At 72.8% G+C, this 25,098-nt stretch carries 25 protein-coding genes; 17 read left to right on the top strand and 8 right to left on the bottom strand.

The features are described from left to right. Positions 1–87 precede the first annotated feature (87 nt). The 3 genes from ACFW3D_RS29485 (at position 88) to dnaE (ending at position 6,711) form a co-directional block, all read left to right on the top strand. Positions 88–1,752: an alkaline phosphatase D family protein gene (locus tag ACFW3D_RS29485; RefSeq protein ID WP_500509026.1), complete on the top strand. Its 1,665-nt coding sequence runs from the start codon at positions 88–90 to the stop codon at positions 1,750–1,752. Positions 1,753–2,040: 288 nt separating this feature from the next. Further along, a complete protein-coding gene (locus tag ACFW3D_RS29480; RefSeq protein WP_500509023.1) occupies positions 2,041–3,015 on the top strand; it encodes a zinc metalloprotease in 975 nt (324 codons plus the stop codon). Positions 3,016–3,132: 117 nt separating this feature from the next. After that, positions 3,133–6,711 (top strand): DNA polymerase III subunit alpha, encoded by a 3,579-nt coding sequence (gene dnaE, locus ACFW3D_RS29475; RefSeq protein WP_500509021.1) that lies wholly within the window; start codon positions 3,133–3,135, stop codon positions 6,709–6,711. Positions 6,712–6,803: 92 nt separating this feature from the next. Here dnaE and ACFW3D_RS29470 read toward each other — a convergent pair whose 3' ends face one another. Beyond that, positions 6,804–6,977 carry a hypothetical protein gene (locus ACFW3D_RS29470; protein WP_500509018.1) on the bottom strand — a complete coding sequence of 58 codons (174 nt, stop codon included), beginning with the start codon at positions 6,975–6,977 and terminating at the stop codon, positions 6,804–6,806. Between the two features lie 204 nt (positions 6,978–7,181). Between ACFW3D_RS29470 and ACFW3D_RS29465 the strand changes: the two genes are divergently transcribed. The 4 genes from ACFW3D_RS29465 to ACFW3D_RS29450 all read left to right on the top strand — a co-directional run bounded on the left by ACFW3D_RS29465 (position 7,182) and on the right by ACFW3D_RS29450 (position 11,116). After that, positions 7,182–8,429, top strand: a complete 1,248-nt coding sequence (locus tag ACFW3D_RS29465) for an NYN domain-containing protein (protein ID WP_500509016.1) — start codon at positions 7,182–7,184, stop codon at positions 8,427–8,429. Between the two features lie 60 nt (positions 8,430–8,489). After that, positions 8,490–9,506 carry an ABC transporter ATP-binding protein gene (locus ACFW3D_RS29460; protein WP_500509014.1) on the top strand — a complete coding sequence of 339 codons (1,017 nt, stop codon included), beginning with the start codon at positions 8,490–8,492 and terminating at the stop codon, positions 9,504–9,506. Positions 9,507–9,606: 100 nt separating this feature from the next. Next, the gene (locus tag ACFW3D_RS29455; protein ID WP_500509012.1) at positions 9,607–10,437 is read left to right on the top strand and encodes an ABC transporter permease; all 831 of its coding nucleotides are present in this window, start codon (positions 9,607–9,609) and stop codon (positions 10,435–10,437) included. A gap of 67 nt (positions 10,438–10,504) precedes the next feature. After that, on the top strand, positions 10,505–11,116 hold the full coding sequence (locus ACFW3D_RS29450) for an ABC transporter permease (RefSeq protein ID WP_500509010.1): 612 nt from the start codon (positions 10,505–10,507) through the stop codon (positions 11,114–11,116). 33 nt (positions 11,117–11,149) lie between these two features. On the opposite strand, the gene ACFW3D_RS29445 is transcribed toward ACFW3D_RS29450, so the two are convergent. The 4 genes from ACFW3D_RS29445 to ACFW3D_RS29430 all read right to left on the bottom strand — a co-directional run bounded on the left by ACFW3D_RS29445 (position 11,150) and on the right by ACFW3D_RS29430 (position 14,760). Then, positions 11,150–11,224 carry a 50S ribosomal protein bL37 gene (locus tag ACFW3D_RS29445; RefSeq protein WP_488180945.1) on the bottom strand — a complete coding sequence of 25 codons (75 nt, stop codon included), beginning with the start codon at positions 11,222–11,224 and terminating at the stop codon, positions 11,150–11,152. Between the two features lie 66 nt (positions 11,225–11,290). After that, complete coding sequence (ybaK, locus tag ACFW3D_RS29440; protein ID WP_500509008.1) at positions 11,291–11,791, bottom strand: Cys-tRNA(Pro) deacylase; 501 nt, start codon at positions 11,789–11,791, stop codon at positions 11,291–11,293. A gap of 17 nt (positions 11,792–11,808) precedes the next feature. Next, complete coding sequence (locus tag ACFW3D_RS29435; RefSeq protein ID WP_500509006.1) at positions 11,809–12,525, bottom strand: LON peptidase substrate-binding domain-containing protein; 717 nt, start codon at positions 12,523–12,525, stop codon at positions 11,809–11,811. A gap of 663 nt (positions 12,526–13,188) precedes the next feature. Beyond that, positions 13,189–14,760 carry an oxidoreductase gene (locus ACFW3D_RS29430; protein WP_500509004.1) on the bottom strand — a complete coding sequence of 524 codons (1,572 nt, stop codon included), beginning with the start codon at positions 14,758–14,760 and terminating at the stop codon, positions 13,189–13,191. A gap of 129 nt (positions 14,761–14,889) precedes the next feature. On the opposite strand from ACFW3D_RS29430, the gene hisD reads away from it, so the two are divergent. The 8 genes from hisD to hisF are packed head-to-tail and all read left to right on the top strand — an operon-like array spanning position 14,890 to position 20,645. Continuing rightward, positions 14,890–16,212 carry a histidinol dehydrogenase gene (hisD, locus tag ACFW3D_RS29425; RefSeq protein ID WP_500509002.1) on the top strand — a complete coding sequence of 441 codons (1,323 nt, stop codon included), beginning with the start codon at positions 14,890–14,892 and terminating at the stop codon, positions 16,210–16,212. Further along, positions 16,209–17,309 carry a histidinol-phosphate transaminase gene (locus ACFW3D_RS29420; RefSeq protein ID WP_500509000.1) on the top strand — a complete coding sequence of 367 codons (1,101 nt, stop codon included), beginning with the start codon at positions 16,209–16,211 and terminating at the stop codon, positions 17,307–17,309. Before hisD ends, ACFW3D_RS29420 begins: the two co-directional genes overlap by 4 nt. Positions 17,310–17,313: 4 nt before the next feature. Next, positions 17,314–17,907 (top strand): imidazoleglycerol-phosphate dehydratase HisB, encoded by a 594-nt coding sequence (hisB, locus tag ACFW3D_RS29415; RefSeq protein WP_319661088.1) that lies wholly within the window; start codon positions 17,314–17,316, stop codon positions 17,905–17,907. After that, the gene (locus tag ACFW3D_RS29410) at positions 17,907–18,059 is read left to right on the top strand and encodes a CG2302 family histidine operon protein (protein ID WP_361803158.1); all 153 of its coding nucleotides are present in this window, start codon (positions 17,907–17,909) and stop codon (positions 18,057–18,059) included. Before hisB ends, ACFW3D_RS29410 begins: the two co-directional genes overlap by 1 nt. A 13-nt stretch (positions 18,060–18,072) precedes the next feature. Further along, positions 18,073–18,723 carry an imidazole glycerol phosphate synthase subunit HisH gene (gene hisH / locus ACFW3D_RS29405; RefSeq protein WP_500508997.1) on the top strand — a complete coding sequence of 217 codons (651 nt, stop codon included), beginning with the start codon at positions 18,073–18,075 and terminating at the stop codon, positions 18,721–18,723. A 13-nt stretch (positions 18,724–18,736) separates the two neighbouring features. Next, complete coding sequence (gene priA, locus ACFW3D_RS29400; RefSeq protein WP_500508995.1) at positions 18,737–19,471, top strand: bifunctional 1-(5-phosphoribosyl)-5-((5-phosphoribosylamino)methylideneamino)imidazole-4-carboxamide isomerase/phosphoribosylanthranilate isomerase PriA; 735 nt, start codon at positions 18,737–18,739, stop codon at positions 19,469–19,471. Beyond that, the gene (locus ACFW3D_RS29395; RefSeq protein ID WP_500508993.1) at positions 19,468–19,875 is read left to right on the top strand and encodes a RidA family protein; all 408 of its coding nucleotides are present in this window, start codon (positions 19,468–19,470) and stop codon (positions 19,873–19,875) included. The genes priA and ACFW3D_RS29395 overlap by 4 nt, the downstream gene beginning before the upstream one ends. Before the next feature lie 5 nt (positions 19,876–19,880). Beyond that, the gene (gene hisF / locus ACFW3D_RS29390; RefSeq protein WP_500508991.1) at positions 19,881–20,645 is read left to right on the top strand and encodes an imidazole glycerol phosphate synthase subunit HisF; all 765 of its coding nucleotides are present in this window, start codon (positions 19,881–19,883) and stop codon (positions 20,643–20,645) included. Between the two features lie 66 nt (positions 20,646–20,711). Here the strand turns inward: hisF and ACFW3D_RS29385 are convergent, their stop codons facing one another. Both ACFW3D_RS29385 and ACFW3D_RS29380 read right to left on the bottom strand, forming a co-directional pair. Beyond that, positions 20,712–21,923, bottom strand: a complete 1,212-nt coding sequence (locus ACFW3D_RS29385; RefSeq protein WP_500508989.1) for an MFS transporter — start codon at positions 21,921–21,923, stop codon at positions 20,712–20,714. Between the two features lie 3 nt (positions 21,924–21,926). Beyond that, a complete protein-coding gene (locus tag ACFW3D_RS29380; RefSeq protein WP_500508987.1) occupies positions 21,927–22,457 on the bottom strand; it encodes an NUDIX hydrolase in 531 nt (176 codons plus the stop codon). 84 nt (positions 22,458–22,541) lie between these two features. On the opposite strand from ACFW3D_RS29380, the gene ACFW3D_RS29375 reads away from it, so the two are divergent. After that, positions 22,542–23,153, top strand: coding sequence for a helix-turn-helix domain-containing protein (locus ACFW3D_RS29375; RefSeq protein WP_500508985.1), 612 nt, complete (start codon positions 22,542–22,544; stop codon positions 23,151–23,153). Between the two features lie 22 nt (positions 23,154–23,175). Further along, complete coding sequence (locus tag ACFW3D_RS29370; RefSeq protein WP_500508983.1) at positions 23,176–24,441, top strand: MFS transporter; 1,266 nt, start codon at positions 23,176–23,178, stop codon at positions 24,439–24,441. A 6-nt stretch (positions 24,442–24,447) separates the two neighbouring features. Here ACFW3D_RS29370 and ACFW3D_RS29365 read toward each other — a convergent pair whose 3' ends face one another. After that, positions 24,448–25,086: a TIGR03085 family metal-binding protein gene (locus ACFW3D_RS29365; protein ID WP_500508981.1), complete on the bottom strand. Its 639-nt coding sequence runs from the start codon at positions 25,084–25,086 to the stop codon at positions 24,448–24,450. Between the last annotated feature and the right edge of the window lie 12 nt (positions 25,087–25,098).

Genomic DNA, 25,098 nt, shown 5'->3' with positions numbered 1-25,098 from the left:
CTGCCGGGGACCGGAGGGCGAAGTGCTCCCGAACTCTTGTGCATCGGGGTCCCGGAAAGGGGTTACTGACGCGTAATCTGACCGTCCGTGACCGAGACCTCTGCACCCTCACAGACCTCATCGAGAACACCCAGCCGCCGTTCGGTCGTCAAGGCCGGTGCCGTCGTGACCGGCGCCGCGCTGATACCGCTGACGGCCGGCACCGCCCCCGCCTCCGCCGCCGCGACGCCCGCCTTCCTGCACGGTGTGGCCTCCGGTGACCCGCTGCCCGACGGCGTGCTGCTGTGGACGCGGGTGACCCCCGTGCCCGAGGCCGTCCCGGGTTCCGGGCTCGGCCCGGCGACCGAGGTGGGCTGGACCGTCGCCCGGGACAAGGCGTTCACCTCCGTCGTGGCGACCGGCACGGCGGCGGCGACCGCCGCCTCCGACCACACCGTCAAGGCCGACGTGCGCGGACTGCAGCCCGCCACGGACTACTGGTACCGCTTCACCGCCGGCGGCGTGACCTCCCCGGCCGGCCGCACCCGTACCGCACCCGCCGAGAACGCCACCGCCGACCGGCTGCGCTTCGGCGTCGTCTCCTGCGCCAACTGGGAGGCCGGGTACTTCGCCTCGTACCGGCACCTGGCCGCCCGCGGCGACCTGGACGCGTGGCTGCACCTGGGCGACTACATCTACGAGTACGGCACCGGGGGCTACGCCGCCCGCGGCACCGTCGTCCGCCCGCACGCGCCCACCCACGAGATCGTCACGCTCGCCGACTACCGCACCCGGCACGGCCGCTACAAGACCGACGCCGACCTGCAGGCGCTGCACGCCTCGGCCCCGGTGGTGGCGATCTGGGACGACCACGAGTTCGCCAACGACGCCTGGTCCGGCGGCGCCGAGAACCACACCGAGGCCGCCGAGGGCGCCTGGGCGGCCCGGGTGGCCGCCGCCAAGCAGGCCTACTTCGAGTGGATGCCGGTGCGTGCCTCGGTCGCCGGCACCACCTACCGGCGGCTGCGCTTCGGCAGGCTCGCCGACCTGTCCCTGCTCGACCTGCGCTCCTTCCGCTCCCAGCAGGCCTCGATCGGCAGCGGCTCGGTGGACGACCCGGACCGGACGATCACCGGCCGGGCCCAGCTGGACTGGCTGAAGGCCGGCCTCAAGACCTCGGACACCACCTGGCGGTTGATCGGCAACTCGGTGATGATCTCGCCGGTCGCCTTCGGCGCCCTGCCGGGCCACCTGCTGGCGCCGCTCGCGAAGCTGCTCGGCCTGCCCGCCGAGGGCCTGGCGGTCAACGTCGACCAGTGGGACGGCTACACCGACGACCGCCGCGAACTCCTGGCCCATCTGCGGGACAACGGCATCCGCAACACGGTCTTCCTGACCGGCGACATCCACATGGCGTGGGCGAACGACGTCCCGGTGAAGGCGGCGACCTACCCGCTGTCGGCCTCGGCCGCGACCGAGTTCGTGGTCACCTCGGTGACCTCCGACAACCTGGACGACATCCTCAAGGTCGCCCCGGGCACCGTCTCCACGGTCGCCGAGGCCGCCGTGAAGGCCGCCAACCGCCATGTGAAGTGGCTGGACATGGACTCCCACGGCTACGGCGTGCTGGACATCACCGGCGAGCGGGCGCAGATGGACTACTACGCTCTCTCCGACCGCACCGACCCGAACGCCTCCTCGACCTGGGAGCGTTCGTACCGCACCCTGTCGGGCACGCAGAAGGCCGAGCGGGTCTACTCGCCGGTACGCTGAGCCTCCCGAACGTCGATTTCCGGCCGGACCCCGCGTCATGCGGGGACCGGCCGGTACGGGGCGGGCGATGGGGAGCTCCCGGGTCCGAATCCGGACACACCGCCCGCCCCGCGTTCCGGGGACGTTGCTCCGGCCGGCGCGGACCCTCAAGGGTCCTTCGTTGTCTAGGGATTACCCTCTGTCCGCCAATGGGCCGGAAGGGGGCTGCACCGGTTCTGGCATGGACACATAACCTCCGGGCGGCGAGGAGGAAATTCCCCCCGTACGTCCCACGAGGAGTGCCCCCACATGTCACGCACCCCCCGTTCCCGCCGTCTCGTCGGTCTCGCCGCCGTGGCCGGAACCCTGGCCCTGCTCCCCCTCACCGGCGCGACGGCCACCGTGAGCAGCGCCTCCGCGCACACGAGAACCCCCGCCGAGCAGTGCGCGGACAGCGGTGACGCCGCGGCCCGCACGATGAAGGGCTCCACGGCCCACGAGCCCAACGCCATCAGCGACGCCACCGCCCAGGAGATGGACGCGGACCTGAAGAAGCGCGTCGCCAAGATCAAGGCCGAGGCCAAGGGCTCCCGTGCCGCCGCCGCCGCGACCACGACCATCCCCGTCTACTGGCACGTCATCCACAGCGGCAGCACCGGCAAGCTCAGCGCCTCCGCCGTCGCCGGCCAGATAGCGGTGCTCAACGCCGCCTACGCCGGTCAGGGCACCGGCAACGTCGACTCGGGCTTCCAGTTCTCACTGGTGGCGACGGACTACACCGACAAGGCCGCCTGGTACAACCTGACCGAGGGCTCCTCGGCCGAGACCGCGATGAAGACCGCCCTCCGCAAGGGCGGGGCGAGCGCGCTCAACATCTACTCGGCCAACCTCCAGGAGGACCTGCTCGGCTGGGCCACCTTCCCGAGCTGGTACGCCGGCGACCCCAAGGACGACGGCGTCGTCATCCTCGACGCGTCCGTCCCCGGCGGTTCCGCCACCAACTACAACCAGGGCGACACCGCCACCCACGAGGTCGGGCACTGGATGGGCCTCTACCACACCTTCCAGGGCGGCTGCGGCGCCAACGGCGACTACGTCTCCGACACGCCCGCCGAGAAGACCGCCGCCACTGCCTGCCCGACCGGCCGCGACACGTGCACGGCCGGCGGTGCGGACCCGATCCACAACTTCATGGACTACACCTACGACTCCTGCATGTACCAGTTCACCACCGGTCAGGTGAGCCGCATGAAGAGCTCCTGGACCGCCTACCGGGCGAGCTGACGCCACCGTCCGCGTCCGGCCGGTCACGGGGCCGGCCGGGCGCGGCGGGACGCACGGGAATGGCATCGGCTGTCGGACCCCCGGCGTAGGATTCCCAACGCCGCCAGATGACGACCGATGCCGGAGGTGTCGCTTCCCGTGACCACGCCGTTCACCCACCTGCATGTCCACACCCAGTACTCCCTCCTCGACGGAGCGGCACGGCTCAAGGACATGTTCAAGGCCTGCGGTGAGATGGGCATGACGCACATCGCCATGACCGACCACGGCAACCTGCACGGGGCGTACGACTTCTTCCACCAGGCCAAGGGCGCCGGGATCACGCCGATCATCGGCATCGAGGCGTACGTCGCGCCGGAGTCCCGGCGCAACAAGCGCAAGGTCACCTGGGGCCAGCCGCACCAGAAGCGCGACGACGTCTCGGCCTCCGGTTCCTACCTGCACAAGACGATCTGGGCGGCGAACGCGACGGGTCTGCACAACCTCTTCCGGCTCTCCTCCGACGCCTACGCCGAGGGCTGGCTGACCAAGTACCCGCGCATGGACAAGGAGACCATCGCCCAGTGGTCGGAGGGCCTGATGGCCTCCACCGGCTGCCCCTCGGGCGAAGTGCAGACCAGGCTCCGCCTCGGCCAGTTCGACGAGGCGGTGAAGGCCGCCGCCGAGTACCAGGACATCTTCGGCAAGGAGCGGTACTTCCTGGAGCTGATGGACCACGGCATCGAGATCGAGCGCCGGGTCCGCGACGGGCTGCTGGAGATCGGCAAGAAGCTCGGCATCCCCCCGGTCGTCACCAACGACTCGCACTACACCTATGCCAGCGAGGCCGACGCCCACGACGCGCTGCTGTGCATCCAGACCGGCAAGAACGTCTCCGACCCGGACCGCTTCCGCTTCGACGGCACCGGCTACTACCTGAAGACGACGGACGAGATGCTCGGCATCGACTCCTCCGACGCCTGGCAGGAGGGCTGCCGCAACACCACGCTGCTCGTCGCGCAGCAGGTGGACACCGACGGCATGTTCCAGGCGCGGAACCTGATGCCCCGCTTCGACGTCCCCGAGGGCTTCACCGAGGTCACCTGGTTCCGCGAGGAGACCATGCGCGGCATGAACCGCCGCTACCCCTCGGGCATCCCGGACGACCGGATGAAGCAGGTCGAGTACGAGATGGACACCATCATCCAGATGGGGTTCCCGGGCTACTTCCTCGTCGTCGCCGACTTCATCATGTGGGCCAAGAACAACGGCATCGCCGTCGGCCCCGGCCGGGGCTCCGCGGCCGGCTCGATCGTGGCGTACGCGATGGGCATCACCGACCTCGACCCGATCGACCACGGCCTGATCTTCGAGCGCTTCCTCAACCCCGAGCGCATCTCCATGCCCGATGTCGACATCGACTTCGACGAGCGCCGACGCGCCGAGGTGATCCGGTACGTCACCGAGAAGTACGGCGCCGACAAGGTCGCCATGATCGGCACCTACGGCACCATCAAGGCCAAGAACGCGATCAAGGACTCGGCCCGCGTCCTGGGCTACCCGTACGCGGTCGGCGACCGCCTCACCAAGGCGATGCCCGCCGACGTCCTCGGCAAGGGCATCCCGCTCTCCGGCATCACGGACTCCGCGCACCCGCGCTACAGCGAGGCCGGCGAGATCCGCTCGATGTACGAGAACGAGCCCGACGCCAAGAAGGTCATCGACCTCGCCCGCGGCGTGGAGGGCCTGGTCCGGCAGATGGGCGTGCACGCCGCCGGCGTGATCATGTCGAGCGAGCCGATCGTCGACCACGCCCCGGTCTGGGTGCGGCACTCCGACGGCGTCACCATCACGCAGTGGGACTACCCCAGCTGTGAATCGCTCGGCCTGCTGAAGATGGACTTCCTGGGCCTGCGCAACCTGACGATCATGGACGACGCCGTCAAGCTGGTTAAGGCCAACAAGGGCGTCGACATCGAGCTGCTGGCCCTGCCCTTCGACGACCCCAAGACCTTCGAACTGCTGGGCCGGGGCGACACCCTCGGCGTCTTCCAGTTCGACGGCGGCCCCATGCGCTCCCTGCTGCGCATGATGAAGCCCGACAACTTCGAGGACATCTCCGCCGTCTCGGCCCTCTACCGGCCGGGCCCGATGGGCATGAACTCGCACATCAACTACGCGCTGCGGAAGAACAAGCAGCAGGAGATCACCCCGATCCACCCGGCGCTGGAGGCCCCCCTCAAGGAGGTCCTCGACGTCACCTACGGCCTGATCGTCTACCAGGAGCAGGTGCAGAAGGCCGCCCAGATCATCGCCGGGTACTCCCTCGGCGAGGCCGACATCCTCCGCCGCGTCATGGGCAAGAAGAAGCCCGAGGAGCTGGCGAAGAACTTCACCATCTTCCAGGAGGGCGCCCGGAAGAACGGCTACAGCGACGAGTCGATCCAGGCGCTGTGGGACGTCCTGGTGCCGTTCGCCGGCTACGCCTTCAACAAGGCGCACTCCGCCGCGTACGGCCTGGTCTCCTACTGGACGGCCTACCTCAAGGCCAACTACCCGGCCGAGTACATGGCGGCGCTGCTCACCTCGGTGCGCGACGACAAGGACAAGTCGGCGATCTACCTCAACGAGTGCCGCCGGATGGGCATCAGGGTGCTCCCGCCGAACGTGAACGAGTCGGACGCCAACTTCACCGCGCAGGGCGACGACGTGATCCTGTTCGGCCTCACCGCCGTCCGCAACGTCGGCCAGAACGTGGTGGACTCGATCATCCGCTGCCGCAAGTCCAAGGGGAAGTACACCTCCTTCCCCGACTTCCTCGACAAGGTCGAGGCCGTGGTCTGCAACAAGCGCACCGTGGAATCGCTGATCAAGGCCGGCGCGTACGACGAGATGGGACACACCCGCAAGGGCCTCACCGAGCACTACGAGCCGATGATCGACAACGTGGTCGCGGTGAAGCGCAAGGAGGCCGAGGGGCAGTTCGACCTCTTCGGCGGCATGGGCGACGAGACCGCGGGCGACGAACCGGGCTTCGGCCTCGACGTCACCTTCTCCGACGTCGAGTGGGACAAGACGTACCTGCTCGCGCAGGAGCGCGAGATGCTCGGCCTCTACGTCTCCGACCACCCGCTCTTCGGCATCGAGCACGTCCTCAACGACAAGGCGGACGCCTCCGTCTCGGCCCTGGCGGGCGACTACTCCGACGGCTCGATCGTCACCATCGGCGGCATCATCTCCGGCCTGCAGCGCAAGATGACCAAGCAGGGCAACGCCTGGGCCATCGCCACCGTGGAGGACCTCGGCGGTTCCATCGACTGCATGTTCTTCCCGGCCACCTACCAGTTGATCTCGACCCAGCTCGTCGAGGACGCCGTGGTCTTCGTCAAGGGCCGGCTCGACAAGCGCGAGGACGTGCCGCGCCTGGTGGCGATGGAGCTGATGGTCCCCGACCTCACGGACGCCGGGACCAACGCCCCGGTGACCATCTCCATCCCGACGGTGAAGGTGACCCCGCCGCTGGTCGCCCGGCTCGGCGAGGTCCTCGCCAGCCACAAGGGGAGCACCGAGGTCCGGGTGCGGCTGCAGGGCGCCCGCAAGACGACGGTGCTCAGGCTCGACCGCCACCGCGTCACTCCCGACCCGGCACTCTTCGGCGACCTCAAGGCCCTCCTGGGCCCCGCCTGTCTCGCCACCGCCCAGCAGCAGGCGGGCTGATCACCCGCCGCGCGGGCGGCAGTACGTGCCGAGGGTGGCACCCCTTCCGGACGGGGTGCCACCCTCGGTCATGAGCGTCGTGCGCCTGCGCGCTAGTTGTGGCCGAACTTCTTCTGCCGCTTCTGCGACACGTGCGGTTCGGCGCCCGGGACCGTCATCGCCATCTGCTCGCGTCCGCCTGCGCTCTTCGCGTGCTCTTCGGTGGTCGCGGCGCTGCGGTCGTGCTGCTGGCCGGTACGTTCGCCCCGGTTCTTGTTCTTGCCCACGATTCCTCCTCGGGGGAAATCTCGGATGATGGGCCGCACTCAGGCTTGCACGGGAGTACGAAGGTCGCATTTCGGGCAGTTGCAGGGTGAGGCGCGCCGGTGATCGCGTAACCGGTCACAACGCCCCGGTGTTCGGGCAGACTCGGGGCAACAGTGTTACCGGGGGGACGGACGGCAGGACTTTCGGAGAAGAGGGTGAGACCGATGGACCGCTGCGTCGTCCTCGTGGACGCCGGGTACCTGCTCGGAGCCGCCGCGAGCCTCCTCGCCGGAGAGCCCTCCCGGTCCCGGATCACCGTCGACCACTCCCGGATCGTCGCGGGTCTGCGGGAGCGCGCCGAGCAGGAGACCGGCCAGCCGCTGTTGCGGATCTACTGGTTCGACGGCGCCCCCGACCGCGTCCCCCAGCCGGAGCACCGCAGGCTGCGCGTGATGCCCCGGGTGACGGTCCGCCTCGGTGCGCTCACCCGCACCGACGGACGCTGGGCGCAGAAGGGCGTCGACGCGGCCATGCACGCCGAGCTGTCCGAGCTGGCCCGCAACCGCGCCTGCTCCGACGTCGTACTGGTCACCGGGGACGGCGACCTCCTGCCCGGGATGATGTCGGCCAAGGAGCACGGCGTCGCCGTCCACCTGTGGGCCGTACAGGCCGCGGACGGCGACTTCAACCAGTCCGAGGACCTGGTCGCCGAGGCCGACGAGCGGCGCGTCCTGGACCGGGAGTGGATCACCCGGGCGATCCAGGTACGCGAGCCCGCCGGGGTCTGCGCACCGCTCACCCCGCGGCCCGAGATCGCAGCCATCCTCTCCGCGCCGCTGCCCGAGACCGCCCAGGGGGCAGAGCCGCAGCCCGCGGCCGACCAGCCCGCGGAGCCGGCCGCCGTCGCGCCCCGGGTCGTCACCGCCGACCGCAACGGCACCCGCCCGACCCCCGAGGCGCCGGCCGCCGCGGCCGGCAAGGGGATGGTGCCCACCCCCAAGGACGTGGCCGGCATCGTCCACCGCGGGCACTCCGCCCCGCACCCCGCCTCCCCGGCCGCCGCCGGCGCCACCCTGCGCTGGTCCTCCGACCGCGGGCTGGTCGGCGGCGCCGAGGGCGCGGACGCGGCCCTGCCCACGCTGGCCCAGCTCACCAGCCCCGAACAGCGCTGGGCGGACCGCGAGGAGGACATCACCGCCGTCAGCGGCGACCCGTACGAGGTCGGCCAGGTCTTCGCCGGCCGCTGGATCGGACGGCTCACCGACACGTCCCACCTCCAGGTGCTCTCCGCCGAGTACCCGCGCGTCCCGCACCGCATCGACGGCGAGCTGCTGCGCTACGCGGCCCGGTTCGGGCTGCTGGCCCACAAGGACGACCAGATCGACGAGCACGACCGTTACGCCATCCGGGCGGGCTTCTGGCGGGAGATCGACGCCCGCGCGGTGGTCGCGCGGGCCTCCCCGGGGGAGTGAGCGCGCCGGACCCGACCCTGCGGCACGTCCCGGCCGGGATGCAGCGTAGGCTCGGTCCTCGTGAGTACGGGCACGGAACAGGGCGCCACCACGCGGACGGCGGCGGTGGTGGTGACCGTGCGCGGGCTGGTGAAGAGCTACCCGGCCGGGCGGGGCCGGCGCGGCGCCGCGAGCCCCCCGGTACGCGCCAACGACGGCATCGACCTGGATGTCCGGGGCGGTGAGATCTTCGGGCTGCTCGGCCCCAACGGCGCCGGGAAGACCACCCTCGTACGCCAGTTGACGGGACTGCTGCGCCCCGACGCGGGCAGCGTCCAGCTGCTCGGACACGACCTCGTCCGGCACCCGGAGCGCGCGGCGCGGCTGATCGGCTACCTCGGTCAGGAGTCGAGCGCGCTGGACGAACTGACCGTCGCCCTCGCCGCCGAGACCACCGGACGGCTGCGCGGCCTCGACGCCAGGGCCGCGCGCGCCGAGCGCGACGCCGTCCTGGAGGAACTGGAACTGACCGCCCTCGCCTCGCGGCCGCTGAAGCGGCTGTCGGGCGGGGAGCGACGGCTCGCCTGCTTCGCCGCCGCCCTGGTGGGCGAGCGGCCGGTGCTCGTGCTGGACGAGCCGACCACCGCCATGGACCCGGTCGCCCGGCGCGCGGTGTGGGCGGCGGTCGACCGGCGGCGCGCCGAGCACGGCACCACGGTGCTGCTGGTCACCCACAACGTGATCGAGGCGGAGACCGTGCTCGACCGGGTCGCGGTCATCGACGAGGGCCGGGTCATCGCCTGCGACACCCCGGCCGGGCTCAAGGCGCTCGTCGCCGACGAGGTGCGGCTGGACCTGGTGTGGCGGGACGAGCCCCCGCTGGCCGTGCCCGCGGTGGCGGCCCTGCGGGAGACCGCGCGTGTCACCGGACGCCGCTGGACGCTGCGGCTGCCGCAGCAGCGGGCCCGTGCCGTGGTCGCCGACCTGACCGGCGGGCCCGCCTTCACCGCGCTCGACGATTTCACCCTGACGGCGCCGAGCCTGGAGGATGTCTACCTGGCACTCGGCGGTCGGCGGAAGGGACTGGTCAAGGCGTGAACCGCGGCAACGGCGAAGACGTGACCCTGGACGTGGACCGGAACGTGAACCCGAACGTGGAGCTGGACGTGCGCGGCACCGCGCAGCGGGGCGGCGCGGAGTGACGATCATCTCCGCGGGAGCGGACACCCGGACGGCGGCACCGGCGGCGGCCGCCGTCCCCCTCGGTGCGGCGCCCGCGACGCTCGCCCCGCGCGCCCGTCTGCTGCCCGCGATGGCCGCGGTGTACCGGGCGCAGCTGTCCCGGGCGAAGGTCGCCCGGATCCCGCTGCTGTTCGTGGCGACCTTCCAGTCGGTCGGCATCATGATCATGATGAGGGGTGTCGTCGACGGCGGCCCGGCCGCGCGCGCGGTGGTCGCCGGGTCGAGCGTGCTGGTCGTCGCCTTCGTGGCGCTCAACCTGCTGGCCCAGTACTTCGGGCAACTGCGTGCCTCCGGCGGCCTCGACCACTACGCCACCCTGCCGGTGCCCCCGGCCGCCGTGGTGCTGGGCGCGGCGGGGGCCTACGCCTCCTTCACCGTGCCCGGGACACTGGTCACGGCGGGCATCGGCTGCGCGCTGTTCCAGCTGCCCTTCGCGAACCTGTGGATCCTCGTCGCGGTCATCCCGCTGGCGGGGGCCGCGCTGTCCGGGCTGGGCGCCGCGCTCGGGCTGCTCGCGCCGCGCCAGGAGCTGGCCACCCTGGCCGGCCAGCTCGGCATGTCCGCGGCGCTGCTGCTGGGCGTGCTGCCGGCCGGCAACCTCCCCGAGCCCATCCGCTACGTACGGGACCTGCTGCCCTCCACCTACGGCGTGGAGGCCCTCATCCGCGGCTTCGACGACCACCCCGACTGGCTGGCGGTCACCACCGACCTCTCGGTGTGCGCGGCCGTGGGTCTGGTGTCGCTGGCGGTGGCCACCTGGGCCTACCGTCGCGCGGCCTGCCGGTGACCCGTGGGTGTGGTGCCGGTGAGGTGCCGGTGACGCGTGCCACGGACGGACCTGGCACGATGGCAGGGTGACCGCACCCCTGACCCCTCATGACCACTGGCCTCCCGCGCCGCTGCCGCCGTTCCCGGACCAGGAGAGCCGTATGGACCCCGTCCGGGAACTCAAGAGCGGCGCGCTGACCGCGGTGCTCGTGGCCGTGGCGGGCGTGGTCCTCGGGCTGCTGTGGCTGTGGCTGGCGCCGCGGATCCCGCTGGTCTCCGACGGCAAGGCGGTCTACCTCAAGGACACCGAGGGGGAGCAGGCGATCGGCGCCGACGGCACCTTCGTGCTGCTCGGGCTCGGCATCGGGGTGCTGACGGGGGCGCTCGTCTTCTGGCGCAGCCGGCGCGGGGGCGTCGGGGTCGTCCTCGGCATGGCCGTGGGCGCTGTCCTCGGCTCCGTGCTGGCCTGGCGGCTGGGCACCTGGCTCGGTCCCACCAGCGACCTGATCGCGCACGCCAGGGCGGTCGGCGCGAAGAAGGTGTTCGACGGCCCCCTCGAGCTGCAGGCCAAGGGCGCGCTCCTGGCCTGGCCGATCGGGGCCGTCCTCACCCATCTGGTGCTCACCACGGGCTTCGGCCCGCGCGACGAGCAGCTCCCCGCCGTGCACTGGAAGCCGCCACCGCCCCCTGGCGTCTGACCCGGGGCCGGGTCCGGGGCCGGAGCCCGGAGGTCACGCCGGGCGCCTGCCGTGGTTGGCGTTGCGCTTCTTGATCCGCCACTTGCGCTTGCGGGTGCGCTTGGACATCGGGCCTCCCCTGAGCCGGGTGCGCTTCCGGGCAGAGTGCGCCCGTACGGCCGCGCCGTCCAGGGGTCAGGCGCGTCCGATCGGCGCGACGACCGCGTCGGTGAGCCGTACCAGGTCCTGCGGAGCCAGTTCGACCTCCAGGCCGCGCTTGCCGGCCGAGAAGAAGACCGTGGCGTGCTCCAGTGCGGAGGCGTCCACGACGGTGCGCAGCCGTTTGCGCTGCCCCAGCGGGGAGATGCCGCCCCTGACGTACCCCGTGGTCCGCTCGGCGGCGGCCGGGTCCGCCATTGAGGCGCGCTTCCCGCCGGCCGCGGAGGCCAGCGCCTTCAGGTCCAGCGAACCCGCCACGGGGACGACGGCGACGGTCAGCGCCCCGTCCACGTCGGCGACGAGGGTCTTGAACACCCGGTCGGGGGAGGTGCCCAGCGCCTGCGCGGCCTCCTCCCCGTAGCCGAGCTCCGAGGCGGGGTCGTGGGCGTACGCGTGCACGGTGAAGGCGGCGTTCGCCTTCTCCAGGGCGACGGTGGCGGGCGTGCCGCCGGAGGATGACTGCTTCTTCTTGGCCATGGCGCTGCGAGGATACGTCAGTTCGGGCTCGGGACCTGCCGGGTCAGGTCCACGGCGGGCAGGGTGCGCAGTTTGTCGATGACGGCCGCCTCGCGGCGCAGCAGCCGCAGCTCCTGCTCCAGCCGGTCCGCGGTGTCCGGGGCCTCCAGCAGGGCCTGCTTCGCCGTGGTCTCGGCGACGGTCGCGGCCGCCACCAGGTACGACAGCACGGTCGGGTCGTCCGGCAGTTCCTGGTTCCCGGCCAGGCTCCGCTCACGGGCCCCGGCGAGCCGCTTCTGGTAGGTGCGGAACGCCCGCGCCACGTCGGCCGCCAGCGCCCCCGACCCGGTGCCGGGCACCTCCCCGACCTCCTCGACCTCACCGACCAGGTACGGCCCGGAGGCGTCCACGGACAGCAGCCGGAAGCGTGTCGTGCCGGTCGCCACGATGTCGAAGCCGCCGTCCTCGCGCTCCCCGATCGTCGCCGCGTCCGCGGTGCAGCCCAGCGCGTACAGCGCCCCGGACAGGTCCGCCGCGTACCCGGCCGACGCCTCCTCCGCCCCGGCGGGGGCGACCTCGTGGCCGTCCCGGATCGCCACGACGCCGAACCGGCGCGGCGCGTCCTCCGGCAGGGCCAGCAGGTCGCGGAAGAGCGCGAGGTAGCGCTCCTCGAAGACGTTCAGCGGCAGCACGAGCCCCGGGAAGAGGACGGAGCCGAGCGGGAAGAGCGGAAGACGAGCGGTCACGGTCAGCAAGCCTAGGGCCTGCGGCGCTCACCCCCATCGTCGCCCTCGTCCCTCGCCGCCCGTTTTCAGGCTTTGCGTCCGGTGTGGGGTCGTGTTTCCCCTCCGGCCGGGGCTGCGCGTCCGTGTGGGTGACGGGTCCGCGTGCGCGCGCGGTCCGTGCCGGGCGGGCGGGCGGGTGGTCCGGTTCGGGCGGTGCGGCCGTGTTGCGCCCGCGGCAGTGCGCTCGAGGCGCCGGCTTCGCCGTGGACGGCGCGCGTCCGCGGTCATGGCGGCGACCGCGCTTCTGCCGTGGCGGGGCCGCGCCCCTGGCGCTTTCGGCCTCGCTGTCGGAGCGGGAAGGGTGCGCGTGCCACCCCAGTCCGCACAGCGGTGGGGTCTGCGGCACTGGCGGCCCCCACCAGCGGCCGTGTTTCGCCGGCGGGCCGGCTTCGCCGGGGGGTTGTTCCGTGCGCCCGGGTTCGCCCTGGACGGCACGTCTGCGGTCATGGCCCGGCGGGGCCGCGCCGCCGGCACCGTCGGCCCGGGTGCCCCCGCGGCGACGGGCGCTTCACCGGGCGGCGGCGGGGCCTGCGGCTCCGGCCGCATCGCGGGCCCGGGCGGGGTGTCCGCGGCCGCGCCCCGACCGTGGCAACGCCCTGGGCGCCGTCGGCCCTGGTGCCCCGCCGCGCGGTGTCAGCCGCGGCGGAGGAGGCGGGAGGCGCCGGCGGCGACGGTGGTGGCGAGGATCCAGCCGAGCATGGTGAGGACGGCGGCCGCCCATTGGGCGTCGCCGCTGAGGCGCCAGGCGTTGTCCTGGCCGAGGTTGATGACCGGCAGGAGCAGGTCGAGGGCGAAGAGGGGGGCGTTCCAGTGGGGGAAGGCGCCGCCGTCGACGGGCTCTGGCTCGCCGTGGGCGGCGAAGAAGACCGCGCCGAACGCCCATAGCAGGGCCATCCAGATGGCGGCCCGGCCGGGGCGGTAGCCGTAGCCGACGGTCACGTCCTGGAGGTAGCCCCACAGCTTGCCCGCGAGCGGGAGGGTCTCGCGGCGCCGGCGGTGCTTGGCCAGCAGCACCTCGCGGGCGTCGGCGTCCTCGCCGCTCGCGCGCAGGGCCGCCGACAGGTGTTCGTACGGTTCGGGGCTGTACTCCGGGGTGGCCGCGGCCAGCCAGCCGATCCGGGCGCGCAGCGGGAAGGCCCCCTCGGGGCTGAGGGAGCCGTAGGCGAAGCCGGTCAGGTCGAGGCCGCCGGCCTCGGGCCAGCAGGTGCGGCTGTCGGTGAGGTTGCCCACGCGCGCGCCGGCCAGCGAGATCGTCCCGGTCGGCGGCTGGTCGAGGGTGAGCCGCAGCTCGGGTGTCTGGATCCGGCGCAGCGACAATTGCTGCCCGCCGGTGAGCCGGAACCTCGCCTGGTGGATGATCACCGCGTTGCCGAACCGGCCGTCGTCCAGTCGTACCCCGCCGTCCGAGCTGAAGCGCCGGGTGCGCACGCCCAGCGGGGGAGTGCCCCCACCGGAGCCGCCGGTGCCGACGTAGCCCGCGCTGAGGTAGAGGGTGTGCTCGACGGTGACGCGGGCCGCGTTGAGCGCGTAGCGGCCGTACGGGTTGTGCAGCCGGCTGCCGCGCAGGCTGAGCCGGCCGCCGATGCGGGCGCTGCGCAGGCTGATCTCGCCGGTCGCCTCGATCAGCTCGGCCTCGACGTCCTGGGCGACGCTGAGCCCGTCGGCCGCCAGCGCCCGGCCGTGCCGGTCCTTGCGCAGGGTGATCTGGTTGAGCAGCAGGTCCGTGCCGATGTGGGCGTCGGTGAGCCGTATCCCGCCCTCGATCGTGCACTGCGGCAGGTGGAGGTCCCCCGAGGTGTGCAGCCGGGCGGCCTCCAGCCGCGGTATGGCGCAGCGCACCATGCGCAGGGTCGTGAAGTTGCACTCCGCGAGCAGCACCTGCTGCTCGAAGCGGCAGTCGTGCAGCTCGACGTACGGCACCACCGTGCCGCCCGAGAGGTTGAGCTGCCCGCTGATCTGGGCCCCGGACAGCTTCACGCACGACACCCGCCCCGAGGCTGCCTGCGGCCCGTCGAGCAGCAGCTTGGCGATCACCTCGGCCCGTACCGTACGGTCCGGGCCCCAGAAGCGGTCGGCGGCGGGGTCGTCCCGCTCGGGGATGCCGGTGCGCAGGTCGTACAGCTCCCCCCGGCGGAAGGCCTCCCACAGGCCCTGCTCGACGGCGGTCCAGTCGTGCGGCGGCGCGACGTCCGACGGCTCGGTCACCGGTTTCCCTCCCGTGGCTCTCCGCGACGACGCAACGCTAGCGGGGGAGATCACCGGGCGGGGCCGGTACGCGTATCACGGACTGATACTCGACGAAGGCCCCGAGGGCGGTTCTCTACACTTGGGAGGGTGATCTCCCGAATCGATCTGCGTGGCGACGCCTTCCCGGCGGACGGCATCGACCGCGACCTGCTGCCCCGTGCCGAGCTCGACGTCGAGGCCGCACTGGAGAAGGTGCGCCCGATCTGCGAGGACGTGAAGCATCGGGGCACGGCGGCACTGATCGACTATGCGGAGAGGTTCGACGGCGTCACCATCGACCGGGTGCGTGTCCCGGCCGAGGCGCTGACCCGGGCCCTGGAGGAGCTGGACCCGAAGGTGCGGGCCGCGCTGGAGGAGTCGATCCGCCGGGCTCGGCTCGTCCACGGCGAGCAGCGCCGCACCGACCACACCACGCAGGTCGTGCCGGGCGGCACGGTCACCGAGCGCTGGGTGCCGGTGGAGCGGGTGGGCCTGTACGTGCCCGGCGGCCGCTCGGTCTACCCGTCCTCCGTGGTGATGAACGTCGTGCCCGCGCAGGAGGCCAAGGTCGGCTCGATGGCCGTCGCCTCACCCCCGCAGAAGGAGTTCGGCGGACTCCCGCACCCGACGATCCTCGCCGCGTGCGCCCTGCTCGGCGTGGACGAGGTGTACGCCGCGGGCGGCGCCCAGGCCGTCGCGATGTTCGCGTACGGCACCGAGGAGTGCCGTCCGGTGAACATGGTGACCGGCCCCGGCAACATCTGGGTCGCCGCCGCCAAGCGCCTGCTCAAGGGCCGCATCGGGATCGACGCCGAGGCCGGACCGACCGAGATCGCCGTCCTCGCCGACGCCACCGCCGACCCCGTGCACGTCGCCGCCGACCTCATCAGCCAGGCCGAGCACGATCCGCTGGCCGCCGCCGTCCTGGTCACCGACTCCGTCGACCTCGCCGAGGCGGTGGAGAAGGAACTCCAGACGCAGATCGCCGCCACCAAGCACGTCGAGGACCGGATCGTCCCCGCGCTGTCCGGCCGCCAGTCCGGCATCGTCCTCGTCGACGGGATCGAGCAGGGCCTGCAGGTGGTGGACGCCTACGCGGCGGAGCACCTGGAGATCCAGACCGCGGACGCCGCCGCCGTCGCCGCCCGGGTGCGGAACGCGGGCGCGGTCTTCGTCGGCGCCTACGCCCCCGTCTCGCTCGGCGACTACGCCGCCGGCTCCAACCACGTGCTGCCCACCGGCGGCTGCGCCTGCCACTCCTCCGGACTGTCGGTGCAGTCGTTCCTGCGCGGCATCCACGTCGTGGACTACACCCGCGAGGCGCTCGCCGGGATCGCCGCGCACGTGGTCACCCTTGCCGACGCCGAGGACCTGCCCGCGCACGGCGCCGCGGTCCGCGCCCGATTCGATTGGACGGTACCGGGTTCGTGACCGGCATCGACGACCTGCCCATCCGGGACGAACTGCGCGGCAAGTCCCCGTACGGCGCCCCGCAACTCGACGTACCCGTACGGCTGAACACCAACGAGAACCCGTACCCGCTGCCCGAGCCGCTGGTCGACCGGATCACCGAGCGGGTCCGCGCCGCCGCCCGCGACCTCAACCGCTACCCCGACCGGGACGCGGTCGAGCTCCGCACCGAACTGGCCAAGTACCTGACCCGCACGGCGGGCCACGAGGTGGGCCCCGCCAACGTGTGGGCCGCCAACGGCTCCAACGAGGTCATCCAGCAGCTGCTGCAGACCTTCGGCGGCCCCGGGCGGACCGCGATCGGCTTCGAGCCCTCGTACTCCATGCACAGCCTGATCTCCCGTGGCACCGGCACCGGCTGGATCTCCGGGCCGCGCCGCGAGGACTTCACCATCGACGTGGCCGCCGCCGCGCGGGTCATCGCCGAGCGGCGGCCGAACGTGGTCTTCGTCACCTCGCCCAACAACCCCACCGGCACCGCCGTCGCCGCCGACACCGTCCTGGCGCTGTACGAGGCCGCCCAGGCAGCGCGGCCCTCCCTGGTGGTGGTCGACGAGGCGTACGGCGAGTTCAGCCACGGCCCGTCCCTGCTGCCGCTGATCGAGGGCCGCCCCAACATGGTGATCAGCCGCACCATGTCGAAGGCCTTCGGCGCCGCCGGTCTGCGGCTCGGCTACCTCGCCGCCGACCCGGCGGTCGTGGACGCCGTCCAGCTGGTGCGGCTGCCGTACCACCTGTCGGCCGTCACCCAGGCCACCGCGCTGGCCGCCCTGGAGCACACCGATACGCTGCTGGGGTACGTCGAGCAGCTGAAGGCCGAGCGGGACCGCCTGGTCGGCGAGCTGAGGGCGATCGGCTACGAGGTCACGGACTCCGACGCCAACTTCGTCCAGTTCGGCCGCTTCGAGGACAGCCACCGCGCCTGGCAGGCGATCCTCGACCGCGGCGTGCTCGTCCGCGACAACGGCGTACCGGGCTGGCTGCGGGTCACCGCGGGCACCCCGGCCGAGAACGACGCGTTCCTCGAAGCGGTACGCGAGCTGAAGAAGGAGCAGTAACCACATGACCCGCGTCGGCCGCGTGGAGCGCACGACCAAGGAGACGTCCGTCGTCGTCGAGCTCGACCTCGACGGCACCGGCAGGACCGAGATCTCCACCGGAGTCGGCTTCTACGACCACATGCTCGACCAGCTCGGCCGCCACGGCCTCTTCGACCTCACGGTCAAGACCGAGGGCGACCTGCACATCGACACCCACCACACCATCGAGGACACCGCCCTCGCGCTCGGCGCCGCCTTCAAGCAGGCGCTCGGCGACAAGGTGGGCATCTACCGCTTCGGCAACTGCACGGTGCCCCTGGACGAGTCCCTCGCCCAGGTCACCGTCGACCTCTCCGGCCGCCCGTACCTGGTGCACACCGAGCCGGAGAACATGGCGCCGATGATCGGCAGCTACGACACGACGATGACCCGGCACATCCTGGAGTCCTTCGTCGCCCAGGCGCAGATCGCGCTGCACGTCCACGTCCCGTACGGGCGCAACGCCCACCACATCGTGGAGTGCCAGTTCAAGGCGCTGGCCCGGGCCCTGCGCTACGCCTCCGAGCGCGACCCGCGCGCCGCGGGCATCCTCCCGTCGACGAAGGGCGCCCTCTGATGAGCAAGGCCGCGGTCCTCTTCATCCTGCTCGGCCTCTTCCTGGCCGGCGGGGTGTACTCCTTCTGGAAGCAGAAGATGCCCAAGAGCGTCGTCGTGCTGCTCGGCATCGGCTCGGCCATGTCGCTGGCGGCCGGCCTGCTGCGGCTGTAGGGGGTTCCGGAAGATGAGCAAGGCTGCCAGGAAGGTCGTGGTCCTCGACTACGGCTTCGGCAACGTACGTTCCGCCGAGCGCGCGCTCGCCCGGGTCGGCGCGGACGTGGAGATCACCGCCGACTTCGACGAGGCGATGAACGCCGACGGGCTGCTCGTCCCCGGCGTCGGCGCCTTCGCGGCCTGCATGGCCGGGCTGAAGGCGGTGCGCGGTGAGTGGATCATCGGGCGCCGGCTGTCGGGGGGCAGGCCGGTGATGGGCATCTGCGTCGGCATGCAGATCCTCTTCGAGAAGGGCGTCGAGCACGGCGTCACCACCGAGGGCTGCGACGAGTGGCCGGGCACCGTCGAGCCGCTGCGCGCGCCGGTCGTGCCGCACATGGGCTGGAACACCGTCAAGGCGCCGGAGGACTCACGGCTGTTCGCCGGCCTGGACGCCGACGCGCGCTTCTACTTCGTGCACTCGTACGCGGTGCGCAGCTGGGAGCTGGAGACCGCCAACCCCGGCATCCGGGCCCCGAAGGTCACCTGGGCCACGCACGGCGAGCCCTTCGTCGCCGCGGTGGAGAACGGCCCGCTGTGGGCAACCCAGTTCCATCCCGAGAAGTCCGGCGACGCCGGCGCCCAGCTGCTGACCAACTGGCTCGACACCTTCAAGGACTAGGACGTACGCCGCCATGAGCACGACGCATCGCCTCGAACTCCTTCCCGCCGTCGACGTCCGCGACGGCCAGGCCGTCCGTCTCGTCCACGGCGAGTCCGGCTCCGAGACGTCCTACGGCGACCCGATGGCCGCCGCCCTGGCCTGGCAGCAGGCGGGTGCCGAGTGGCTGCACCTGGTCGACCTGGACGCCGCCTTCGGCACCGGCGACAACCGCGCGCAGATCGCCGCGGTCGCCCGCTCCATGGACATCAAGGTCGAGCTGTCCGGCGGCATCCGCGACGACGAGACGCTGGCCGCGGCCCTCGCCACCGGCTGCACCCGGGTCAACCTGGGCACCGCCGCCCTGGAGAACCCGGAGTGGGTCGCCAAGGTCATCGCCGAGCACGGTGACCGGATCGCGGTCGGCCTGGACGTCCGCGGCACCACGCTGCGCGGCCGCGGCTGGACCCGCGACGGCGGCGACCTCTACGAGACGCTCGCCCGCCTCGACTCCGAGGGCTGCGCCCGCTACGTCGTCACGGACATCGCCAAGGACGGCACCCTCCAGGGCCCCAACCTGGAGCTGCTGAAGAACGTCAGCGCCGCAACCGACCGGCCGGTCGTCGCCTCCGGCGGCGTCTCCTCCCTTGACGACCTGCGGGCGATCGCCACCCTGGTTCCCGAGGGGGTCGAAGGCGCCATCGTCGGAAAGGCCCTCTACGCCAAGGCGTTCACCTTGGAAGAGGCCCTGGAGGCAGTGTCCCGATGACGGAGACCCCCGAGGTACGGCGAGTGCAGAGCGACAGCCCCTGGGAGGAGCAGTTCGGATTCGCGCGTGCCGTGGGGGCGGGGGACCGTGTCCATGTCGCGGGCACCATGCCGTTCGTCGGCACCGTGCTCTACGGCGAGGGCGACCCGTACGAACAGGCCAAGGTGGCCTTCACCAACGCCCTTTCCGCGCTGGGGGAGTTCGGCCTGGACGCCGGGTCCGTCGTCCGCGTGCGGATCTACCTCACCCACACCCGCGACGTGGACGAGGTGGGCCGGGCGCACAAGGAGTTCTTCGACGCGGCCCGCCCGGCCACGACGATGGTCGTGGTCTCCGGGTTCGTGGACCCGCGGGTCCTGGTCGAAGTGGAACTCGAAGCATTCCGAGCATTCCGAGGAGCCTGAGCACAATGACCGTGGCGGTCCGAGTCATCCCCTGCCTGGACGTGGACAACGGCCGGGTCGTCAAGGGCGTCAACTTCCGGAACCTGCGGGACGCGGGCGACCCGGTCGAGATGGCCAAGCTGTACGACGCCGAGGGCGCCGACGAACTGACCTTCCTGGACATCACCGCGTCCTCCGGCAACCGCGAGACGACCTACGACGTGGTGCGGCGCACCGCCGAGCAGGTCTTCATCCCGCTCACCGTCGGCGGCGGCGTGCGGTCGGCGGACGACGTCGACAAGCTGCTGCGCGCCGGGGCCGACAAGGTCGGCGTCAACACCGCCGCGATCGCCCGGCCCGATCTCCTGCGCGAGATCGCCGAGCGGTTCGGCCGGCAGGTGCTGGTGCTGTCCGTGGACGCCCGGCGCACCGACGCCGGGACCCCGTCCGGCTTCGAGGTGACCACGCACGGGGGCCGCCAGGGCACCGGCGTCGACGCGGTGGAGTGGGCGCACCGCGCGGCCGAGCTGGGCGCCGGCGAGATCCTCCTCAACTCGATGGACGCCGACGGCACCAAGGACGGCTACGACACCGAGATGATCGCCGCCGTCCGCAAGCACGTCACCGTCCCCGTCATCGCCTCCGGCGGGGCGGGCCGCCTCGCCGACTTCCCCCCGGCCGTCGCCGCCGGCGCCGACGCCGTCCTGGCCGCCTCGGTCTTCCACTTCGGCGACCTGCGCATCGGCGAGGTCAAGCAGACCCTGCGGGACGCCGGGCACCCGGTGCGTTAGCCGCCCCGGGCGGCACCCGCGCGCAGCTGTCGGGGCGGGCCCCGTCGTGCCGGGCCGTTGACCCTGCTAGGCCTGGCCACCCTGCTGGGCCTGGCCGGCGGTCCGTACGGCGAGGCGGTCGTGGGCCAGGAGGGGGCGCGCGGCGGCGAGGGTGAGGGCGGAGAGGGTGACGCCGCCCGCGGCGCTGACGGCGGCCGCTCGGAGGGAGCCGTCGGCGAGGATGAGGCCGCTGACGGCGGAGCCGCCCGCGATGCCCGTGGTGACCAGGGTGACCAGCCAGGCGAAGGCCTCGGTGACGGTGCCCGCCGGGGCCAGTTCGCCGGTGAGGCGGAAGACCACGGTGAGCAGCGGTGCGAAGAACACCCCGCTGAGCAGGGCGATCAGCGCCATCGGCAGCGGGCCGGGGACCAGGGTGAAGGGCCAGAAGGTGAGGGCCATCCCGGCGCCGGTGACGGCCGCCTTCGTGGCCGCGTCCGCCCGCCAGGGCAGGGCGGCGATCAGCAGGGCGCCGGCCAGGGCGCCGGTCGAGTTCAGCGCCAGGAGGGTGCCCGCGCCGCCGGGCAGCGGGTGGCGCTCGGAGTAGGCGACGGCGAGGACGTTGAACGTGCCCAGCGCCCAGCCGCAGCCGGTCAGCGCGCACAGCAGCACCACCAGGGCCCGGCTGCGCAGCGGCCCCAGCCAGTGCACGGAACGGGCGGCGGAGGCCCAGGCACGGGAGGGCGCGGAGGTCGCGACGGAGAGCGCACCCACTACCCCGAGGGCGGCCGCGGCCAGCAGCGCCAGCCGGGGCGGGCCGGCCACGGCCAGCCCGCCGACCAGCAACGGGCCGCCGATGAAGACCAGTTCCTGGGCGCCCGCGTCCACGGCGTACGCCGACTCCAGTTCGTCCGGCTCCACCAGATCGGGCCACAGCGCCCGCAGGCACGGCTCCAGCGGCGGCGACGCGGCCCCGGCGACGGCCGGACCGAGCACCGCCACCGCCGTGCTGCCCGGTGCGGCGGCCAGCGCCACGAAGCCGGCGGCAGAGACCAGCGCCGAGACGATCAGCACGCGCGGCTGGCCCAGCCGGTCCACCCAGCGGCCGAGCAGCGGCCCGCCGATCGCCCCGGACAGCGCGTAGACGCCCCCGGCGGCGCCGACCAGCCGGTAGTCGGCGCCGGCCGCGCGCAGCGCCAGCGCGATGGCCAGGGCCGCCATGGCGGTCGGCAGCCGTCCGACGAGGGAACCGGACAGCAACCGGCCCACATGGGGCCGGCGGAGCAGCTTCAGGTACGGCACACGTCACCCACGGAGGTCGAGCGCTGCGGCGATCACGTCGTGCACCAGGGTCTCACCGGACGCCCGGTTCTCCTTCAGCCGTTCGAGATCCTCCGGCCCGAACCAGCCGTACTCCGTGTGCTTGCCCGGCTCCAGGCGCGGACGCGCGAGGTCCCCGTCGACGTCGACCACGAAGTCCGCCTCGTGGCGCAGGCCTTGGCCGTCGTCGCCCTCCCAGGTGGACACCCCGATCAGCCGCCGCACGGCGCGCAGCCGCCAGCCGGTCTCTCCCCTGGCCTTCGGCATGGGGGACCCCACCTCCACCTCGCGGGCCAGGGCCGCCAGGAGGGTCTCGCCGGGCTCCACGTGGCCGCCGACGATGTCCCAGCAGTCCGGGAAGAGCCTGCGGCCGGGGGAGCGGCGCTGGGCGAAGGCCCTGCCCTCCCCGTCGAGGACCACCGCCCCGACGGCCCAGGTCTCGCCCGGGCGCGGCACCGGTATCCCGGGCCCGGCCGACCCTGCGTCCGTTCCCGTCCCACCCTGGTTCGTGTCCATGGCCGCAGAGGGTAGCCCCGATGCGCAGGATCAGTTGCGCAATTTCCGTTGCGCAAATTTCCTTTCCTGTCTAGCCTCCTGGGTATGCCCGAGGAAGAGACGGAAGAGAACGCCGCGGACCCCCGCAGGATCACCGACCTCGACGCGCTCAAGGTCTTCACGCACCCGCTGCGCATCGAGCTCTACCGCGCCCTGTTCACCGCCCGCACCGCGACCGCCTCGCAGCTGGCCGACCAGGTCGACGAGGCGGTCTCGCTGGTCAGCTACCACCTGCGCAAGCTCGCCGCGCACGGCTTCATCACCGAGGCCCCCGGACAGAGCTCGGACGGCCGCGAGCGGTGGTGGAAGGTCAGCTCCGAGCGCGGATTCACCTTCCGCAGCTCGGACTTCGCCGACCGCCCCGAGGGCGCCGCCGTCATGGGCGAGGTGACCCGGCAGCTCCTCGCCACCCGGTACGCGCGCTACGCCGCCTACCTCGACCAGCAGCTCGCCTGGGGCAAGGAGTGGACCGACGCCTCCTTCAGCTCCGAGTACATGCCCCGGCTCACCGCCGACGAGATGCACCGGTTCGGCGAGGAACTGGGCGAGCTGATGAAGCGCTGGACCGACCGCGGGCGCGCCGCCGAGGAGGCGGGCGACACCGAGGGCCGCGAGCACGTCGCGGTGCACCTGTACGGATTCCCCTACCGGCCGTGAACCCCGAAGGAGCCGCGACCTCATGACGGCGCCCGCCATCGCCGCACCGCCCCGGTCCCCCTCCCCTGCCCCCGCCCACCGCGACCCCAACGTCCTGCGCTGGCTCGCCGCGTTCACCGCCTCGCTCGTCGGCGACGCCGTGTGGTTCCTCGCCCTGTCCTGGGCCGCCACCCGTGCCGGGGACCCCGGGCGGGCCGGGCTGGTGGTCGCCGCGGGCGCCGTGCCGCGCGCGGTGCTGATGCTCGGCGGCGGAGTGCTGGCCGACCGGTTCGGGCCGCGCCGCATCGTCATCGGCAGCGACCTGACCCGGTGCGCGGTGATGTTTGCCGCGGCCGCGCTGCTCGCCCTCACCACCCCCGGGCTGTGGGCGCTGGCCGTGGTCGCGCTGCTCTTCGGCGCCGTGGACGCGGTGTTCCTGCCCGCGGTCGGCGCCCTGCCTCCCCGGATCACCGGCCCGGACCAACTGGGCCGGCTGCACGGGATGAAGGGCATCGCGATGCGTGTCGGCAACGTGGCCGGGGCGTCGCTGGGCGGCACGGCCGTCGCGACCGGGGGCGCCGCCGCCGCGTTCGCGGCCGCGGGCGTGCTTTTCGCGGTCTCGCTCGTGCTGCTGCTCGCCGTCCGCATCGCCCCGCTGCCGCCCGACGACCGGGCCGCACGGGAGGACGGCACCGCGTGGCGGGACCTGGTGGAGGGACTGCGCCACATACACGGACGGCGCGTGCTCGCCGCCCTCATGGTCGTCATCGCGGTCGGCGAGCTCGGCTTCGCCGGGCCGTTCAACATCGGCCTCGCGCTGGTCGCCGCCGACCGGGGCTGGGGCGCCGCGGGGCTCGGCTGGATCGTCAGCGGCTTCGGCGCCGGGGCGGGTGCCGCCTCGCTGCTGCTGACGGTACGCGGCCGGCTGCCGCGCGCGGGGCTGGTCCAGGCCTGCTGCCTGGGTCTGGCGGCGCTCGCGGTGGCCGCCTTCGGCTTCGTCGCCGCGCTGCCGGGAGCGGTCGCCCTGGCGGTCGTGGTCGGCCTGGTGGCAGGGCTGAGCGGCGCGCTGTGCGGTGCCCTGCTGCAGACCTTCACCGAACCCGCCTACCTCGGCCGGGTCGGTTCGGTGGCCGCGCTGTTCTCGCTCGGCGTCGCACCGATGAGCTATCCGCTCACCGGTGCCGCCATCGGAGCGTGGGGTCCGCAGCCGGTGTTCGTGGCGAGCGCGGCGGTCGCGGCCGCGGGGGCCGTCGTGGGACTCGCCACGCCGGCGCTGCGGCGGGCGGAACTCGCCCGCCGCCCCGGGTAGCCGGACTCAGGAGGAGATCCCGAGCCTGGCGTCGTACAGCCGGGTCACCGCGTCCTTGTCGCCCTCCGTCTCCACCCGGGCGGAGTCCTGCCGGCCGAAGGCGAACAGCAGCAGCTCTCCGGGCTCCCCGGTCACCGTGACGACCGGGGCGCCGCGGTGCGCCACCGCGGTCTGGCCGTCCGGACGGCGCAGCACCACGCCGACCGGGGACTTGCGGCCCAGCAGACGGGCCGAGCGCTCCAGCCGGGACCAGAGCAGGTCGGCGAAGACGGCGTCCAGTTCGCGCGGCGACCAGTCCGGCTGGGCCCGGCGCACGTCCTCGGCGTGGACGTAGAACTCGACGGTGTTGGCGGCCTCGTCGATCTGCTTGAGGGCGAACGGCGACAGCCGCGGCGGCCCGGTGCGGATCAGCCGGATCAGTTCCTGGTAGGGCCGTTCGGCGAATTCCTTGCGCACCCGCTCCGACCGGTCCGCGAGGAAGGGGATGACCAGGCCGGCCGAGGCGTCACCGCGACGCTCCCGCACCACGACGTGGGCGGCGAGGTCGCGGGTGGTCCAGCCCTCGCAGAGGGTTGGCGCCTCGGGGCCGGCACTCTCCAGCAGGTCGGCGAGGAGCAGACGTTCACGCTGGGCATGAGTCGACATGCCGTCAGCCTA

It is taken from the genome of Streptomyces sp. NPDC058864 (genome assembly GCF_042742985.1).
Lineage (GTDB): Bacteria > Actinomycetota > Actinomycetes > Streptomycetales > Streptomycetaceae > Actinacidiphila.
The sequence above is the reverse complement of the archived record's forward strand: the minus strand, read 5'-3'. Positions and strand labels throughout refer to the sequence as shown.

What these genes read in the sequence shown, in the direction of transcription:
- priA (WP_500508995.1), top strand. Translation starts at nt 18,737, where the DNA reads ATGAGCACGACGCATCGCCTCGAACTCCTTCCCGCCGTCGACGTCCGC.
- hisB (WP_319661088.1), top strand. Translation starts at nt 17,314, where the DNA reads ATGACCCGCGTCGGCCGCGTGGAGCGCACGACCAAGGAGACGTCCGTC.
- ACFW3D_RS29480 (WP_500509023.1), top strand. Translation starts at nt 2,041, where the DNA reads ATGTCACGCACCCCCCGTTCCCGCCGTCTCGTCGGTCTCGCCGCCGTG.
- ACFW3D_RS29375 (WP_500508985.1), top strand. Translation starts at nt 22,542, where the DNA reads ATGCCCGAGGAAGAGACGGAAGAGAACGCCGCGGACCCCCGCAGGATC.
- ACFW3D_RS29370 (WP_500508983.1), top strand. Translation starts at nt 23,176, where the DNA reads ATGACGGCGCCCGCCATCGCCGCACCGCCCCGGTCCCCCTCCCCTGCC.
- hisH (WP_500508997.1), top strand. Translation starts at nt 18,073, where the DNA reads ATGAGCAAGGCTGCCAGGAAGGTCGTGGTCCTCGACTACGGCTTCGGC.
- ACFW3D_RS29365 (WP_500508981.1), bottom strand. Translation starts at nt 25,086, where the DNA reads ATGTCGACTCATGCCCAGCGTGAACGTCTGCTCCTCGCCGACCTGCTG.
- ybaK (WP_500509008.1), bottom strand. Translation starts at nt 11,791, where the DNA reads ATGGCCAAGAAGAAGCAGTCATCCTCCGGCGGCACGCCCGCCACCGTC.
- ACFW3D_RS29395 (WP_500508993.1), top strand. Translation starts at nt 19,468, where the DNA reads ATGACGGAGACCCCCGAGGTACGGCGAGTGCAGAGCGACAGCCCCTGG.
- dnaE (WP_500509021.1), top strand. Translation starts at nt 3,133, where the DNA reads ATGCCGGAGGTGTCGCTTCCCGTGACCACGCCGTTCACCCACCTGCAT.
- ACFW3D_RS29380 (WP_500508987.1), bottom strand. Translation starts at nt 22,457, where the DNA reads ATGGACACGAACCAGGGTGGGACGGGAACGGACGCAGGGTCGGCCGGG.
- hisF (WP_500508991.1), top strand. Translation starts at nt 19,881, where the DNA reads ATGACCGTGGCGGTCCGAGTCATCCCCTGCCTGGACGTGGACAACGGC.
- ACFW3D_RS29465 (WP_500509016.1), top strand. Translation starts at nt 7,182, where the DNA reads ATGGACCGCTGCGTCGTCCTCGTGGACGCCGGGTACCTGCTCGGAGCC.
- ACFW3D_RS29410 (WP_361803158.1), top strand. Translation starts at nt 17,907, where the DNA reads ATGAGCAAGGCCGCGGTCCTCTTCATCCTGCTCGGCCTCTTCCTGGCC.